This is a genomic window from Lentilactobacillus farraginis DSM 18382 = JCM 14108, from assembly GCF_000583655.1.
Taxonomy (GTDB): Bacteria; Bacillota; Bacilli; order Lactobacillales; family Lactobacillaceae; genus Lentilactobacillus; species Lentilactobacillus farraginis.
The window spans coordinates 22,750-39,353 of the sequence record NZ_BAKI01000024.1 but is presented as its reverse complement, the minus strand read 5'-3'; the positions used below and the strand labels follow the sequence as shown (position 1 = coordinate 39,353).

Sequence of the window (16,604 nt, the reverse complement as noted above, 5' to 3'; positions counted from 1 at the left end):
GAAGTTAACCGCCTTTTGTCCCACTTTTTTAAATTATCCTTCACTAACTCTTAAAACGCAGGCACCTTGAATATCACCGGCAGCTACGTACTTCAGTGCCTCATCGGCTTTGGCAAGCGGGTACTCGTGAATTTCTGGATGAATATCCAACCGATCAGCCAACGTTAAGAATTCCTCGCCATCCCGGCGGGTGTTACTTTCGACACTGGTTAGATTCTTTTCGTGAAAAATGTGTTCAGTATAGGTCAGCTGTGGAATATCAGTCGAGTGAATGCCAGCCATTGCCAAGGTCCCTCCCGGCTTTAAAGCTTCCAAAGCCTTGGGAACAATGTCGCCGACCGGTGCATAAATAATTGCCGAGTCAAGCTTAACCGGCGGCAGATCATAGGCACCGTTTGCTGAAGCGGCGCCAAGCTTTAAAGCAAACTTACGGGCATCTTTCCCGCGGGTTAGGACATGAACTTCGATTCCCTGAGCCATGGCAATTTGAGCAGTCAAGTGAGCGGAACCGCCAAAGCCGTACAGGCCTAAGCGACCGCCGGCAGGAACGTTGGCGCGTTCAAATGCCCGATAACCGATGATTCCCGCACAAAGCAGGGGTGCAGCTGTCAATGAATCAAAGCGTTCGGGAATTCGGTAGGCAAATCCCTCCGGAACGGTTACGTATTCGGCATAGCCACCGTCATGATCCCAGCCGGTATAAAGTGAGTTGGGGCAAAGATTTTCTTTGCCGGCCCGACAATATTCACAAACCCCACAGGTCCAACGCAACCATGGCACGCCAACACGGTCGCCCAGGTTGAATCGACTGGTACCGGGGCCGTTTTTAACGACTTTGCCGACAATTTCATGACCGGGCGTGACGTGTTCCTGGTGAACGGGAAGATCGCCTTCGGTAACGTGCAGGTCAGTGTGGCAGACACCACAAGCAATGACACGTACCAGGACCTCGCCCTGTTTTGGCGTTGGAACGGGTTTGGTGGTAAATTTTAGTGGGGAAGGATCCGAGTCAATCGGTCCGGGTTTAACGACTTCCCAAGCGCGCATTTCGGTGGGGATATCTTCGGCTGCCATCGATTGTTCATTTAAATTGGTCTTTGTTGATGCTGTTGTCATATTCATATAAATGACCTCGATTTGAATTTGAAATTCTTTGATTAAGAATGATTTCAACTTGTTACCCAATTAACTTTTACAATTTTATTTTAAGTCGATTGGACTTTTTTATCAATAATCATTACTCGCTGACGAAAGCCAATTAGGTATCAAAAAAGCCGAAACCACGTTACATGATTTCGGCAGGAACAAGTTAATATAGTGTTTTTAGATTATTGTTTTTCAGAGCTGTTTGTCATGATGCCGTCCAGCAAACCATAATCAACGGCTTCCTGAGCAGTGAGATAATTATCACGTTCAGTATCCTTATTGATCTTTTCGATTGGTTGCCCCGAGTTTTTGGCCAAAAGTTCGTTAATCATTTTACGCGCTTTTAGAATTTCCTCAGCCGCAATTTCAATTTCGGTTTGTTGACCTTGAGCACCACCGGAAGGTTGATGAATCAAGACTTGGGCGTGTGGCAAAGCAAACCGCTTCCCCTTGGCACCGGATGAAGCCAAAACGGAAGCCATTGAAGCAGCCATCCCCATAACGATTGTTTGAACATCTGCTTTGACAAAGTTCATTGTATCAAAGATTGCCATTCCGGATGTAATTACACCACCTGGTGAGTTGATGTAAAGATAAATATCTTTTTCAGAGTCTTGAGCATCCAGAAACAGTAACTGTGCGATGATGGCGTTTGCCATGTCATCTTCGATTGGACCTGACAACATGATGATACGGTCTTTTAACAAACGCGAATAAATATCATAAGCACGTTCGCCGTTAGCGGATTGTTCAATAACAGTTGGCACTAGATTCATTGAATATGCCTCCTTATCAGTTTTATGAAAGTTGGCTTTTGCCAAGTTCATGTTTACAGTTTAGTTGATTGGTCAAAAAAGGTCAAATAGTTTGCCTGGTTTGCTGCAAAAAAACGGTGAGCAGCTTCTCCAGACCGTTAAATGCCCGATTATCAATCGCTGCATAAAAGGGGCGTTTTTCTTAGAAAGCGGATACATTCATGGTACAATCAAATTGACGTTATTAGCAGCCAGGGGGGCTTTCATATGCAGACTCATCATATTTCCTTACTAACCAGAGATGCCAAACAAAATGTTCATTTTTATACGAAGATTCTGGGGATGCGGCTTGTTAAGAATACGGTTAACCAGGAAAATATTCGTATCAGACACTTATTCTACGGTGATTATTTGGGGACACCGGGGACGGTCGTTACCTTCTTTGTATTGCCGTTACTTGGCAGGCGAACCGATGGCCGTCATTTTTTCAATAATATTAAGTTGGCAATCCCCGAAGGCAGCGTTGCTTTTTGGCAGGCCCGATTAACAAAAGAAGGGATTGAAACAACCGAAATTAAGGGCGGCTTAAAATTTAAAGATCCTGATAACATTGAAATTAAACTATTGGAAACGGCAGAGAAATTGACTGATTGGCGTGTGGTACCAAACAATGGGATTTCTGCAGAAAATCAAATTACCAGGTTTCTGGGAACCGAACTGCACGTGCCCGACCCAACGGCGACAGCAGCTTTCTTTCATGATTGGCTCAAGATTCCGATTAGCGGCAATCAGGTGCAACTGGATAATCACGAGTCAATTGAGCTTTTCAAAAGTACCCAGCCGGATGTCCGGACCCGCTTTGGTCGTGGCAGCATTGATCATATTGCTTTGCAGGCGCCAGACGAACAGACGCTGTTTGCTTTTTGGGATAAAGCCGAGGCAATGGGACTTAATCGTGAGGAATACGCTGATCGAGGATGGTTTAAGAGCATTTACGTGCGCGATCCCGGTGATAATCGAATCGAGCTGGCCACTACAACGCCCGGCTTTAGTTTGGAAGAATCAATTTTAACAATGGGCAGTCAGCTATCCCTGCCACCGAAATTTATGTCTCAAAAGCAAACGATTATTGATTTTTACGCGAAGCAGGGTGTTGATTTCCACGATACGGATGACTAAGAGATATCGTAATTATTATGAGACACAATAAAAGAGGCCATGACAATGATTTGCCAGACCTCTTTTATTAATGTGTCTTTATGATTTAATTTAATGCGCCTGGGGGGAATCGAACCCTCATCTCAAGAACCGGAATCTTACGTGCGATCCATTACACTACAGGCGCAAAAAACTTTTCTGTCACAACTCACTATACCAATATACTAGAATTTAATAAATTTTTCAAGCAAAATTAAAAATGAAATTAGTGAAAGCGGTTACTAGCGTAGAACGCATTGCAATTATTTGTCGGTCTGCTATACTCGTACTTGGGTAATATTTCAATTTACTCGATGCACCTGGATTGAGATTTTATTCACAAGGGTGCTGACTTTATTTCCAATTAGTGGTACGATGATTTTGTACTATTAATCATATTTAATATTTTCTTATTTCCTAAAGGAGGAAAACACAGTATGACTGTAAAGATTGGTATTAATGGTTTTGGCCGAATTGGTCGTTTGGCATTCAAGCGAATTCATGAATTGCACTCCGATGAAATCGAAGTTGCCGCAATTAACGATTTAACCACACCATCAATGTTGGCATACCTTTTGAAGTATGACTCAACACATGGACGTTTCCCTGGAGATGTTTCATCAACTGACAAGGGGATTGTTGTTGACGGTAAAGAAATTCCTGTTTACGCAGAAAAAGATGCTTCCAACCTTCCTTGGGTTAAAAATGATGGCGTTGATTTTGTTCTTGAATGTACTGGTTTTTACACATCCGAAGAAAAATCACAAGCTCACATCAAGGCTGGTGCAAAGCGTGTCTTGATTTCAGCTCCTGCTGGTCAAATCAAGACAGTTGTTCCTGGTGTTAACTTGGATACCCTTAATTCAAGTGATGTGATCGTTTCAGCCGGCTCATGCACAACCAACTGCTTGGCTCCAATGGCTTACTTCTTGGATAAAGACTTTGGCATCAAAGTTGGTACCATGACAACTGTTCATGCTTTCACTGCTTCACAACAAATTCTTGATGGTCCTAAGACTAAGAAGAAGCGTAACAACCGAACTGCTTCAGCTAACACGATTCCTCATTCATCAGGTGCTGCTAAAGCGCTTGGCTTGGTTGTTCCTTCTGTTAACGGTAAGTTGATGGGTCACGCACAACGGGTTGCTGTTGTTGATGGTTCATTAACTGAATTAGTCAGTGTTCTTGATAAGAAAGTTACTGCTGAAGAAATTAACGAAACAATGAAGAAGCATACTGAGGGCAACGAAGCCTTTGGTTATAATGATGACGAAATTGTTTCATCAGATATCATCAATGATCCTCATGGTTCAGTATTTGATCCAACCCAAACTGAAATCACCAATGGTGATGACGGTGCACAATTGGTTAAGACCGTTGCTTGGTATGACAACGAATGGGGCTTCACTTGCAACATGGTTCGTACTTTGTTGAAGTTTGCTTCACTTTAATAAGTAAGTTATACAATCGGCGGAGAGGACGTCTTCTCCGTCTTTTGTTATCTATGTATATGTTCCAATAATCACAAATAACTTGTGTATGGGAGGACTTCTAAATTGGCAAAATTAACAGTTTCTGATTTGGATCTGGAAGGTAAGAAAGTTTTAATGCGGGTTGACTTCAATGTGCCGATTAAAGACGGTGTGATTGGTGATGACAACCGAATTCAGGCTGCTTTACCAACCATCAAATTTGTCTTGGATCACAAGGGCAAGGCTATCTTGTTCTCACATTTAGGCCGAATTAAAAAAGAAGAAGATAAAAAGGCTTATCATTACGGCCAGTTGCCGAACGCCTTTCCAACTTATTGAATAAGCCGGTTACTTTTGTTCCGGTAACGGAAGGTAAGCAATTGGAAGACGCAGTTGATAAGTTGGAAAACGGTAACGTATTGCTTGTTGAGAATACGCGTTATGAAGATGTTGTTAATGGAGAATACGTTAAGCGTGAATCCGGCAATGATCCGAAACTTGGTGAATATTGGGCTTCCTTGGGTGACGAGTATATTAACGATGCCTTCGGAACTGCTCATCGACAACATGCTTCCAACGTTGGGATTGCTGAAGCAATGCACAAGAGCGGCAAACCAGTTGCTGCCGGCTTCTTAATGGAAAAAGAAATCCAATTCTTGGGTGAAGCGGTTAACAATCCACAACGACCATTTGTTGCTATTTTGGGTGGCGCTAAAGTTTCCGATAAAATTGGTGTCATTGACAATCTTTTGAGTAAAGCTGACAAAATCATCATCGGTGGTGGGATGACATATACCTTTTATGCTGCCAAAGGGATTAAAGTTGGTGACTCATTAGTTGAAAAAGATAAGATTGACGTTGCCAAGAATATTCTGGAAAAAGGCGGCGACAAGATTGTCTTGCCGACTGATAACGTGGTTGCTAAGAGCTTTAATAATGACGCTGAACATAAAGTCGTTGAAGGCGACATTGATGATGGCTGGATGGCCCTTGATATCGGTCCTAAGTCAATCGATGAATTTGAAGCAGTGCTTAAAGATGCCAAAACGGTTGTTTGGAACGGCCCAATGGGTGTCTTTGAAATGGCTAATTTTGCCCAAGGAACGTTGAAAGTTGGCGAATTCTTAGGCTCATTAACTGATGCCACAACGATTGTTGGTGGTGGTGATTCAACTGCTGCCGTTAAACAACTTGGCGTTGCTGACAAATTAACGCATATTTCAACCGGTGGTGGTGCTTCACTTCAATATCTTGAAGGTAAGACATTGCCTGGTATTGCTGCAATTGACAATAAATAATTATGTGAAAATCCCGCTTTGTCGGGGTTTTTTTATGATGGATTTCAGTGTTATTAAAATCGTGCAGGCACCAAAAACAATCAGCGACTTTAAAGTACCTCGGTTTATTTGTGGCTTTTAAAAATTCTTTTGTTACAATTACCTTAGTGACTAATTGTAAAGGAATGATTTGATAATGAGAATTCCATTTGTTGCCGGTAATTGGAAAATGAATTTATCGGTTGAAGAGGCCGTTAATTTTTTAGAAACAATTAAAGGACAGTTGCCTGATCCTAAGGTTACAGAAACTTGTATTGCTGCCTCACCGCTTTTTCTTGAGAGCATGATTAAGCACAATAACGGATCACCATTGGTGATTGCAGCTGAAAATTGCTTTTACGAAGATGAGGGTGCCTATACTGGTGAAACCAGCCCCAAAGCGCTTAGTGAAATGGGTGTGACCCACGTGATCATCGGTCATTCGGAGCGGCGAAAATACTTTAACGAAACGGACGATATTATTAATAAAAAGGTCCATGCCGCTTTTCGCAATCACTTAACGCCGATTATTTGTTGTGATGAAACGATGAGTCGGCGCCAATCTGCTGATCGAATTTCCTGGGTAGTCAGCCAAGTAACCAACGCGCTGAAGTCGGTTACCGCTGATCAGGCTAAAAATATTATTCTGGCCTACGAACCAAGCTGGGCAATCGGTAGTGGGAAGACAGCCAGTACTGATGAGCCGAAGAGGGCTGTTATTTAATTCGTCAAACAGTTGCCGATCTTTATTCGGATGAAATTGCTAATGAAATCCGAGTGTTGTACGGCGGCAGTGTCAATGACGACAACGCTGACGATATCTTGGCACAAATAGATATTGATGGTGTTTTGGCCGGCGGTGCCAGTTTAAAGGCCGATTCGTTTTTGAAACTTGCAAATTTTTTACAAAAATAACTAAGATTCACAGTTTTATATTGAAACTTGGTCGCTAAACTAATAAAATTGAAGTGAACCTTGTACAGAAGGTCACAACTTTCGCTAAGGAGAGAAAAAAATATGTCAATTATTTCTGATATTTATGCCCGTGAGGTTCTTGATTCACGTGGTAACCCAACTGTTGAAGTTGAATTGTATACTGAAGCAGGTGCTATGGGTCGTGGAATCGTGCCTTCAGGTGCTTCAACCGGTGAACACGAAGCCGTTGAACTCCGTGATGGTGATAAAGACCGTTACATGGGAAAGGGCGTTACCAAGGCCGTTGATAATGTTAACAACATCATCGCCAAAGAAATTGTTGGCTATGATGTAACTGATCAATTGGCTATTGATAAGGCAATGATTAAGCTTGACAGTACGCCAAATAAGGGCAAATTGGGTGCTAATGCCATTCTTGGTGTTTCACTTGCTGCTGCCCGTGCAGCTGCTGATGAACTGGAAATGCCATTGTACAATTACCTTGGCGGTTTCAATGCTCACTTATTACCAACACCGATGTTGAATGTCATCAATGGTGGTAAGCATGCCAACAACAAGGTTGACTTCCAGGAATTCATGATCATGCCTGTTGGCGCACCAAGTATTAAAGAGGCTATTCGTTGGAGTTCAGAAACCTTCCATAACTTGAAGAATTTGCTGAACGAACGTGGTTACTCAACTGCTGTTGGTGACGAGGGTGGTTTTGCACCTGATCTCAAGAACAACGAAGAACCATTTGAAATCTTGGTTGAAGCAATTCAACGTGCCGGCTACAAACCAGGCAAGGACATCGCAATTGCCTTTGACTGTGCCGCATCTGAATTCTACAACACTGAAACCAAGAAGTATGATTTGAAGGGTGATGGCAAGTCATACACAGCTGATGAATTTGTTTCCCTGCTTGAAGGCATCGTTGACAAGTACCCGGTTATTTCAATCGAGGACCCACTTGATGAAAACGAATGGGCAGATTGGCAAATGGCTACACAACGCCTTGGCAAGAAAGTTCAAATTGTTGGTGACGATTTGTTTGTTACAAACACTGATTACCTTAAGAAGGGAATCAAGATGGGTGTTGCCAACGCTATCTTAATTAAACTTAACCAAATCGGAACATTAACTGAAACGGTCGAAGCCGTTGAAATGGCTCGTGAAGCAGGCTACACTGCTATTATTTCACACCGTTCAGGTGAAACTGAAGACACAACCATTGCTGATTTGGTTGTTGCTTTGAATGCTGGTCAAATCAAGACTGGTTCTATGAGCCGTGGCGAACGAATCGCTAAGTACAATCAATTGATGAGAATCGAAGATCAACTTGGGGATGTTTCCGAATACAAAGGTATTCACTCATTCTACAACTTGTCAGAGCAAGCTCGCGAAGACATTCAAAACAAGTAGTATCATCGTTTGATGGCTAAGAATCGCAGAAATGCGATTCTTTTTTTGTGCTTTTTAAATAAAACGGCCGCCAATTTGCGTAGTTAATATTAACTACCAAATGGAGGTTTTTACATTGAAGAGAGTACTTTTGTTTTCAGTTGGATTAGTAAGTTTGATGGTGCCGATTACCGGACAGGCGGCTGTTGGGCATGATGCCGGCAAGCCTAAAGAAGTAAGGGTGGTGGTAACGGAAAAATACGTAGATGAAAATGGTGTTGGGAGCAGAAAAATACGAAACGCCGATGGCAGTTCGGCTTCATATACCCAAATCATTAATTCGGATGAGAAACATTTTAAATTGATTCCAAAAAAGATTCCGGGATATCGAGTCGCACTTAATGAAAAAAATGAACCCGCAATTTCTGGAAGCGTCAACGCCGGCTTTCGGGTGCAATATGTTTTGGACCCCCAGGCAAAAATTAAACCGGTAGTTGCTGTTTCAAGTACTCGGTTGATCGAATCGGTATCTAATGAGTCCCAATTAATGACTGATAAGGTCAACAACCATTCTGACGATAATCGAGCCGAAAAAGCAGTTGATAAAAAAGCCGTGACCGCGTCTGATATACAGACTGATCATGGGGAGCCTGAACTATCAACGCCAGGTAGTTCCAAGGAGGTAGCAATTAAGGAGGATTCTCAACCAGCCGATCGTTCAGCTAAGTTGCTTACCGATGAGAAAAAAGGTGACGAAAGTCGTTCGGCGGTTGTTAAAGCGGCTCATTTGGATAAGGTTTCTCAAAATCACCAACCAAAACCAACCAGGATGCGTAATAAAATTGACACAGTGCCGGCTGACAGTCAGTTAGCTGATGAGCGATCACAAGGAGCGCCTGTTAATTCGGCTTTACGGCATAAAAAACAACCAGTCGAAGTCAAAGAAAGTCGTCAGGTGAAACCAAAATCAATTACGGTTAAAGGTATCGATGAGCCGGCTTGGTACTATTCGATAAAGTAATCAAAAGTGCCGACATTCAAACTTGGCTGCAGCAGCACACAGGCTATTACGGTTATGACTTTCAAAGAAGCAGTTATGATCAAGAGAAAAATTGCTACCTGCTTCAATACCAACGCAGTCAAGTGACTGTTAAGGTTATCAATTTGGATGAAGAAGGCCACCAGCTTTCAACAGATCATTTGTCTGGAAAATTTGGCGATGAATTGGATTATCAGCCGCTGCCAATTGCCGGTTATCAGCCAACAATCAGCAGCAAGAAGATTGCTTTATCGACATTAACGCCCGCCGATATCATAATTCGGTATCTCTCGGTTAACAATAACCAGGTTAAAAAACAGTTGCCGATTGATATGTTGGTGGAGGGGACTGCCAAACCACTTTCTAAACCAACTGCAAACAGTGTTACCGAACAATCAAAGCAACCGGACAGTAAACCGGCTCAGGCTGACCGGCAAGGTGGCAAGCAGGCCTTTCAAGATGGTAAGCGCAAATCTCCGACAACCAAACGGCGTTCACGTAAAGTAGCAGCTGGTTCGAAAAAGAAGGTAAAAGGGAATTCCCAATCAGCCCAAGCCCGGGCGCTTAAAAGGCGTTTAGCGATAAGTCCCGCCAAAAGGCCCAAGTAACCGCATCCGAAAAATCAGATACCGCAACACCCGCTTTAACTGAACGGGTAGGTAAAACAGCCGTTGGTCATCGCCTGCCGCAAACTGGTGATAGTGATGGCAGCCGAGGCATTATTTGTGGAATTGGGCTTCTTTTGACGCTTTTGACATCTTTTTTTAAAAAGCGGCTTGGCTAACCTGTGATATGATTAATACCGAAACAAATTAGAAGGTGGGTATTAGTTGTGCAAGTTCACGGCAGTTATAAAATGACTCAAATAAAGACAATCCTAAACGGCATTTTAGTCGGGATGCTTGCCGGCGGTGTGGTTTCCCTTTTTAGGTGGGGGATTCAACACATGATGGCTTTTATGCAGTTTCTTTATGTGGGTGGGCTTAAGCAGCCACTTTTAATAGCAGCCGGCATTGGGATTAACTTAATGATTGTATTGATTGTTGGTTTTTTTCTACGCCAGCAGCCGGATATTAAAGGTTCCGGGATTCCACAGGTTGAAGGCCAATTGTTGGGTGAAATTGATTATCCTTGGTGGTCGGTCCTGTGGCGAAAGTTTGTTGGCGGAATTCTCGCAATCGGCAGCGGTCTTTATCTTGGCCGTGAAGGACCGTCAATTCAACTGGGATCTACTTTGGGTCAGGGAGTTGCCCACTTTACCAAGCAGGTTGGCTTTGATCGTCAAGTGCTGATTTCCAGTGGCGCGGCAGCCGGTTTAAGCGCAGCGTTTAATGCGCCGATTGCCAGTACTTTGTTTGTGCTGGAAGAAATTTATCATAATTTTTCAACCAATATTTGGGTTGTTTCGTTGACTTCGGCGATAACTTCCGATATGGTAGCAACCTATGTTTTTGGTTTAAAGCCGGTTTTGTATATGAAAAGCAATCCATTGCCCCTGAGGTACTTTGTATGGGTAATTATTTTGGGAATTGCCTTGGGAGTTCTTGGGCGCCTTTATCAACTGGTAATCCTTAGAGTTGGCCGGTGGTATCAACAGCTGCTCAGAATTCCCTGGTATTTTCAAAGTCTGTTGCCCTTGATTCTCATCGTGCCGCTTGGTGCTTACTTTCCGAGACTCTTGGGTGGTGGCAGTTCGATTATCCTTCATTTGACCGGTGCCGGCTATTCAACCCTGGTGCTTTGTCTTTTTTTCCTGATTCGATTTGTTTTTTCGATGATTTCATACGGCAGCGGTGTGCCGGGCGGCATCTTTCTGCCAATTCTTTGCCTGGGCGGATTGATTGGCGCAACTATCGGCAGTGTTGCCGTTGAAGCGGGCTGGGTCTCACAAGTATACTTCTCGAGTTTTATTATAATGGGAATGGCCGGCTATTTTGCGGCAATCAGTAAGGCGCCGTTTACAGCAATTCTTCTGATAACAGAGATGGTCGGCACACTGACTCACTTACTGGGCTTGGCCACCGTTTCATTGATTGCATACGGTGTTTTAGATCTCTTAAACGGCCAACCGGTTTACTATTCGATGCTGCAGCAATTACTGAAAGTTAAGCAGCAATACCATTTGGGGAAAACGGTTCAGATTATGACATCGGTCTTTGCCGGTTCGTTTATGGATGGCAAAACCGTAAGTCAAATTCCATGGCCCCAGGGATCACTGCTAACTAAAATTTTAAGAAACGGGATCGAAATTGTGCCATCCGGTCACACGCTGCTTCGATGGGGTGATACGCTTTATATTAATGTTTCTACAAAGAATCAGCATGCAATCACCGTTAAATTAACCGGGTTAAGTTCAGAAAGTTAACGGCTAAGTATGGAATAAACCGGCATAATGTGTTAACTTAGTATGAGTGGTATTGAGCCGATTTTACGGTAGGAGGCTGTAACGTGTACAACTTATTAATAACATTGCTATTGATCGACTGTGTTTTAATAACAATCGCAGTATTAATGCAACCATCTAAAACTAATGACGCAATGTCTGCCTTAACCGGTGGTGCCGATGACTTGTTTGCCAAGCAGAAGCCCCGCGGTTTTGAAGCATTTATGCAGAAAACAACCCTTATCCTGGGCATTATCTTTTTTGTTTTGTCTCTGGGATTGGTTTGGTTGTCATCTCATTAGTATTTAATCCTCCTGTTTAAATACAGGAGGTTTTTTATTATAATTGATATTGTTGCGACGATCATTTGAGCGTGGGACGAAGGGCGGTTAACTTCCAGAGCAAATTGCCACTTGGTAAGATATCGTCGAAAACGAGACTGGGCAAAATTACTTTTGTCTCAACCGCTATTTTTAAGTACTGGTCTGCCAAGAGAACCGAGGTTGATGGTATCATAAGAATGATGATTGTTTTACTGTAGAAAGGAATGAAGGGTTATGCAGGCACCAACACAGTCGTTTTATTTTGAACACGGTCCAAAAGCGATTATCCTGTTACACGCGTTTGCCAGCGGTCCGGTCGATGTCAGGCTTTTGGCCCGTCGACTTGAGCGAAGTAATTATTCGATTTATGCGCCATTGCTGACAGGCCATGGAACGCCGGACTTTAAAGATATCATTCTTCAAGGATCGCCGGAAGTCTGGCTGGCCGATACGCAGCGGGCAATTCAGTTTATGCGTGACAAAGGTTTTGAGTCGCTTAGTATCTTTGGCATTTCACTTGGTGGTATTTTTGCTGCCAGAGCATTGGAACTTCACCCTGAGTTGGTTGGCGGCGGCTCTTTTGGCTCGCCGATTGTTCGAAAACGGCAGTTTAGTGTTCATGCAACCTTTATCCAGATGGCGAAGGCAAATTATATACGTTATAAAACGGATCCACGCGTCATGGCTGAGAAGCTGCAGTGGTTGGATGACCATATTGATGTGACACTCCAAAAAATTTCGGATTTCAGTGCGGTGGTTGCGGGTGATTTGTCTAAAATTCATCAACCGTACTTTATTGGCCAAGGGATGAAAGATGAACTGGTTAATCCTGAAAGTGGCCGATTGGTGCGTGATCAGCTGATTAACAGTGATGTCAGCTATCATGAATATCCAGCAGCCAGTCATATGATTACGGTCAATTCTGCTCATCAGCAGCTTGAAACCGATTTAAGTCGTTTTTTAACTAAAATTTATGAATAATACGAGGAATTAAGATTGCAAGATAATGATTTAAAAAAAGAAATTGAAAATGTATTGAGGACGTATCCTGATAATGAATTTTCTGTTGAAAAAATTGCCGATGTTTTGCGGTATCACGGTTCAGCGGCATTTAAACTGATTGTTCAGGAGCTGGCTGCCCTGGAACGGGACCAACTTGTTATTGTGACGGCGGATGGTAAGTTTCAATTAAATCCGGATAAGCAAAAATTATCTGGCATTTTTCATGCCAATGATAAGGGCTTTGGGTTTGTTGCTTATGACGAAACCGCCCCGGATGCATTTATTGCCCCGGATAATACGATGAACGCCTTGAATGGTGACACGGTTGACATGGAAATTGTTAAGCCGGCAGACCCAGGCTCCGATCGTGGGCCAGAAGGTAAAGTAACGGCAATCACTGATCGAAAATACAAGCGGGTTGTCGGTCCGTTTTCCCGATCTGAAAATCGTAAGTATTTCGGTGAGGTTAAATTAACGGATAAAAAGATTGCCAAGTATAAGTTTTACATTACCGATGTTGGGCTAAAGCCAACGCCCGGTGAGGTCATTACAGCTCAGATTGTTGAATATCCCAACGAAGCCCATCCTGATTACATGGTTGGCATCGCGGATGAGGTGATCGGTTCCGTTGATGATCCGGGAATTGATATCTTACAGATTGTTTACGCACACGATATTCCAGCAGAGTTTCCCGAAGACGTGCTTCAGGCTGCTGATGCAATTCCGGATCATGTAACGGATGAAGAAAAAGTCGGCCGTGAAGATATTACCGATCAGGATCTGGTAACGATCGACGGCGAATCGTCAAAAGATTTGGACGATGCCGTTACTGCTTGGAAATTACCAAATGGTCATTATCATTTAGGAGTCCACATTGCTGACGTTAGTCACTATGTTAAGCCGGGTGGTTTGATTGATAAGGAAGCTTATCGCCGCGGGACATCGGTTTATTTGACCGATCGGGTTATTCCAATGCTGCCGCGCCGTTTGTCCAATGGAATTTGTTCACTAAACGAGGGTGAGCTGCGTCTTTGCATGAGCTGTGAAATGGAAATTGATCAAGCTGGAAACGTTGTTAAGCATCGAATTCATCCGAGTTTAATGCGCTCAAAAGCACGGATGACCTATACGGCCGTTAATAAGATTTTGGAATCTCATGATCAAAAGACCATGGATCAATATCATGAGTTGGTTCCAATGTTTGAAACAATGGGCGAGCTTCATCGAATTTTGTATAAGCACCGGCATGCCCGCGGTGCCATTGATTTTGATGATAACGAGGCTGAAATCATTGTTGATGAGAAGGGTCATCCAATTGACATTAAGCTGAGAATTCGTGGCTTGGCTGAGAAGATGATTGAATCCTTCATGTTGGCGGCTAATGAAACGGTTGCCAAGCATTATTATGAAGCCCACGTGCCCTTTATTTACCGGGTTCATGAGCAGCCGGATGCCGATCGCATTAAGACCTTCTTTGAGACCTTAACAGCATTTGGCATTAATGTGAAAGGTGATCCCAAGCATATTACGCCTAAAATGCTGCAAAACGTTTTGAAGCGGGTAGCCGGCAAACCGGAAGAAATGATGGTTTCTGTAATGTTACTGCGAAGTTTGAAGCAGGCCCGCTATGCTGACCAGTCACTTGGACACTTTGGCCTGGCTGCACCATTTTATACCCACTTCACTTCACCAATTCGGCGTTATCCGGATACAATGGTTCACCGAATGATTCACTATTATGAGGACAATGGGATTAATGACGAGACGAAGAAAAAGTATGTCAATGTGCTGGATGAGATTGCGACGACAACTTCAGAGTATGAACGTCGAGCAGTAGATGCCGAGCGGGATACGGATGCCATGAAGAAAGCCGAGTACATGAACGACCACATTGGCGAAGAATTTGATGGGGTTGTCAGTTCGGTTATGAAATTCGGACTGTTCATTGAACTGCCAAACACAGTTGAAGGACTGGTCCATATTAGCCGAATGGATGATGATTACTATCAGTATGTTGAACAATTTATGGCACTTGTTGGTCGGCGAACCCATCGGACTTATAAGATGGGCCAGCCGATTCGGGTCAAGGTTATTAATGTCGATGTTTCTCAAAGTGCTGTTGACTTTGACATTGTTAATCCCCAAGAGACGCCAACCAGCAATTATCTGCCAAAGGAATCTTATCACCGACACAACAATGATCGACGAAATAATAATCATGGTGGTGGCGCGAATATTCACTTTAGCAGTAAACAGCATCAGTCAAATAAAAATTCAAAAAACTCAAAATCCAAAAAGCAATTTGGTCGAAAAAGACGCTAATTGCTTGGAAAAGCAGGTGAGATCAAATGGCTAAAAAGAAGCATAAGCAGCATAATGATAATTTGATGGCGCAAAATAAAAAAGCCCGTCATGATTATTCAATACTTGAGACTTATGAAGCCGGCGTTGTCCTCACCGGGACCGAAATTAAATCAATTCGTGAGCGGCGAATCAATTTAAAAGATGGTTTTGTGCAGATTCGAAATGGTGAGGCGTACATGATGAATGTCCACATTAGTGAGTATGCCCAGGGCAATCAGTTTAATCATGATCCGCTTCGTAATCGAAAGTTGTTACTGCACAAAAAAGAAATTCAAAAGCTTGGGCAGGCAACTCAGGATAAAGGAATTACCATTGTCCCGTTAAAAGTTTATCTGAAAAAGGGCTTTGCCAAGGTATTGATTGGTGTTGCCAAAGGAAAGCGGGAGTACGATAAACGAGAGACAATTAAACGCCGTGATGAACAGCGGACAATTGAACGGGTGATGAAGCGTTATTAGCAGCGTGAGACGAAAGTCGATTATCTCTGGAAGCTACTCTTCTACTCTTCGACGATGACACTCGGTAATAATTATGATTAAAAAAACGGGGCTGGACAAAATTACTTTTGTCTCAGTCCCGTTCCTGGTTGAACTAGATAACGACAATCTAAAATCAAGCATCTTTAGGCAGCTAAGCCGTTATTTTTTGAAAAAATGAAATTCGCCCCACTCCGGTTTGGCTTTGGTCCCCTTAAGGTATTTATCAAGAGCAGGTAGTTTCAAATTGGCAGTGTGGACTAATGATGGGTGATTGAGAATTGCTGCAATTAATGCCACAATTGGCTCGTGATTAATATTTTCGACGGCCATTATCCGAATAATCTGGTCGGCTTGGGCGTATGATTTGATTGTCGCAATTTTTTGCCTGCCGTGGGTAATCGTATAAGATTGTTTTTCTTGATTACCAATGACCAGCCAGTTGATACCATTGATAAACAGCGTGGTATAATGCATTGAGAAATGAAGAACCGAGCTGCCAACGAATTGACCAACGCAAAAGAGGTCAAACCGCGGGGTGGTTCCCAGCGATTGTTGGCGGGCTTCGGCTAAGACATCGCCTGTAATTGAATAGACTGAAAAAGTATCGGAAACCAGTCCCCATTTTCCTACAATTAGATATTTGGTGTCTTTATATTCATCAATGATTCTGCAGGACCTGGTATGATCCAGTTCGGATAAATTGATCTGAATTTTTCGACTCATAGAGACATTTCCTTTTCGTTTATTAACAACATTCTAACACGGATTGGTCAAATAGTTGCTAATGTTATTTGAAAGGGGATATGGTAGAA

The 16,604-nt window shown here is 43.0% G+C and carries 13 protein-coding genes, 1 tRNA gene and 2 pseudogenes; 12 read left to right on the top strand and 4 right to left on the bottom strand.

Annotated elements, in window-relative coordinates:
* Positions 1–33: 33 nt before the first annotated feature.
* Entirely contained in the window at positions 34–1,116 is a 1,083-nt protein-coding gene (locus tag JCM14108_RS08790) for a zinc-dependent alcohol dehydrogenase family protein (RefSeq protein WP_051996111.1), read from the bottom strand.
* A gap of 212 nt (positions 1,117–1,328) precedes the next feature.
* A complete protein-coding gene (locus JCM14108_RS08785; RefSeq protein WP_081759887.1) occupies positions 1,329–1,973 on the bottom strand; it encodes an ATP-dependent Clp protease proteolytic subunit in 645 nt (214 codons plus the stop codon).
* Between the two features lie 195 nt (positions 1,974–2,168).
* Here JCM14108_RS08785 and JCM14108_RS08780 point away from each other — a divergent pair, with 195 nt between their 5' ends.
* Positions 2,169–3,080, top strand: coding sequence for a VOC family protein (locus JCM14108_RS08780; protein ID WP_035180245.1), 912 nt, complete (start codon positions 2,169–2,171; stop codon positions 3,078–3,080).
* Between the two features lie 94 nt (positions 3,081–3,174).
* Here the strand turns inward: JCM14108_RS08780 and JCM14108_RS08775 are convergent.
* A tRNA-Arg gene (locus JCM14108_RS08775) sits at positions 3,175–3,246 on the bottom strand.
* Between the two features lie 289 nt (positions 3,247–3,535).
* On the opposite strand from JCM14108_RS08775, the gene gap reads away from it, so the two are divergent.
* The 11 genes and pseudogenes from gap (at position 3,536) to smpB (ending at position 15,771) form a co-directional block, all read left to right on the top strand.
* Entirely contained in the window at positions 3,536–4,549 is a 1,014-nt protein-coding gene (gene gap / locus JCM14108_RS08770) for a type I glyceraldehyde-3-phosphate dehydrogenase (RefSeq protein ID WP_035180244.1), read from the top strand.
* Between the two features lie 105 nt (positions 4,550–4,654).
* Positions 4,655–5,868 (top strand): annotated as a pseudogene (locus JCM14108_RS08765) (phosphoglycerate kinase).
* A 175-nt stretch (positions 5,869–6,043) separates the two neighbouring features.
* A pseudogene (gene tpiA, locus JCM14108_RS08760) lies at positions 6,044–6,801 on the top strand (triose-phosphate isomerase).
* A gap of 102 nt (positions 6,802–6,903) precedes the next feature.
* Positions 6,904–8,223, top strand: a complete 1,320-nt coding sequence (gene eno, locus JCM14108_RS08755) for a phosphopyruvate hydratase (protein ID WP_035180242.1) — start codon at positions 6,904–6,906, stop codon at positions 8,221–8,223.
* Between the two features lie 115 nt (positions 8,224–8,338).
* Positions 8,339–9,223, top strand: coding sequence for a hypothetical protein (locus tag JCM14108_RS08750; RefSeq protein WP_035180241.1), 885 nt, complete (start codon positions 8,339–8,341; stop codon positions 9,221–9,223).
* Entirely contained in the window at positions 9,202–9,849 is a 648-nt protein-coding gene (locus JCM14108_RS08745; protein WP_035180240.1) for a hypothetical protein, read from the top strand. Before JCM14108_RS08750 ends, JCM14108_RS08745 begins: the two co-directional genes overlap by 22 nt.
* Before the next feature lie 224 nt (positions 9,850–10,073).
* Entirely contained in the window at positions 10,074–11,606 is a 1,533-nt protein-coding gene (locus tag JCM14108_RS08740) for a ClC family H(+)/Cl(-) exchange transporter (RefSeq protein WP_035180238.1), read from the top strand.
* Between the two features lie 83 nt (positions 11,607–11,689).
* Positions 11,690–11,926 carry a preprotein translocase subunit SecG gene (gene secG / locus JCM14108_RS08735; protein ID WP_035180237.1) on the top strand — a complete coding sequence of 79 codons (237 nt, stop codon included), beginning with the start codon at positions 11,690–11,692 and terminating at the stop codon, positions 11,924–11,926.
* Between the two features lie 255 nt (positions 11,927–12,181).
* Positions 12,182–12,928 (top strand): alpha/beta hydrolase, encoded by a 747-nt coding sequence (locus JCM14108_RS08730; RefSeq protein ID WP_035180235.1) that lies wholly within the window; start codon positions 12,182–12,184, stop codon positions 12,926–12,928.
* A gap of 15 nt (positions 12,929–12,943) precedes the next feature.
* Complete coding sequence (gene rnr, locus JCM14108_RS08725) at positions 12,944–15,271, top strand: ribonuclease R (RefSeq protein WP_035180233.1); 2,328 nt, start codon at positions 12,944–12,946, stop codon at positions 15,269–15,271.
* Positions 15,272–15,297: 26 nt separating this feature from the next.
* Positions 15,298–15,771: an SsrA-binding protein SmpB gene (gene smpB, locus JCM14108_RS08720; RefSeq protein ID WP_035180231.1), complete on the top strand. Its 474-nt coding sequence runs from the start codon at positions 15,298–15,300 to the stop codon at positions 15,769–15,771.
* Positions 15,772–15,951: 180 nt separating this feature from the next.
* Here the strand turns inward: smpB and JCM14108_RS08715 are convergent, their stop codons facing one another.
* Positions 15,952–16,515 carry an LURP-one-related/scramblase family protein gene (locus tag JCM14108_RS08715; RefSeq protein ID WP_035180229.1) on the bottom strand — a complete coding sequence of 188 codons (564 nt, stop codon included), beginning with the start codon at positions 16,513–16,515 and terminating at the stop codon, positions 15,952–15,954.
* Positions 16,516–16,604: the final 89 nt, after the last annotated feature.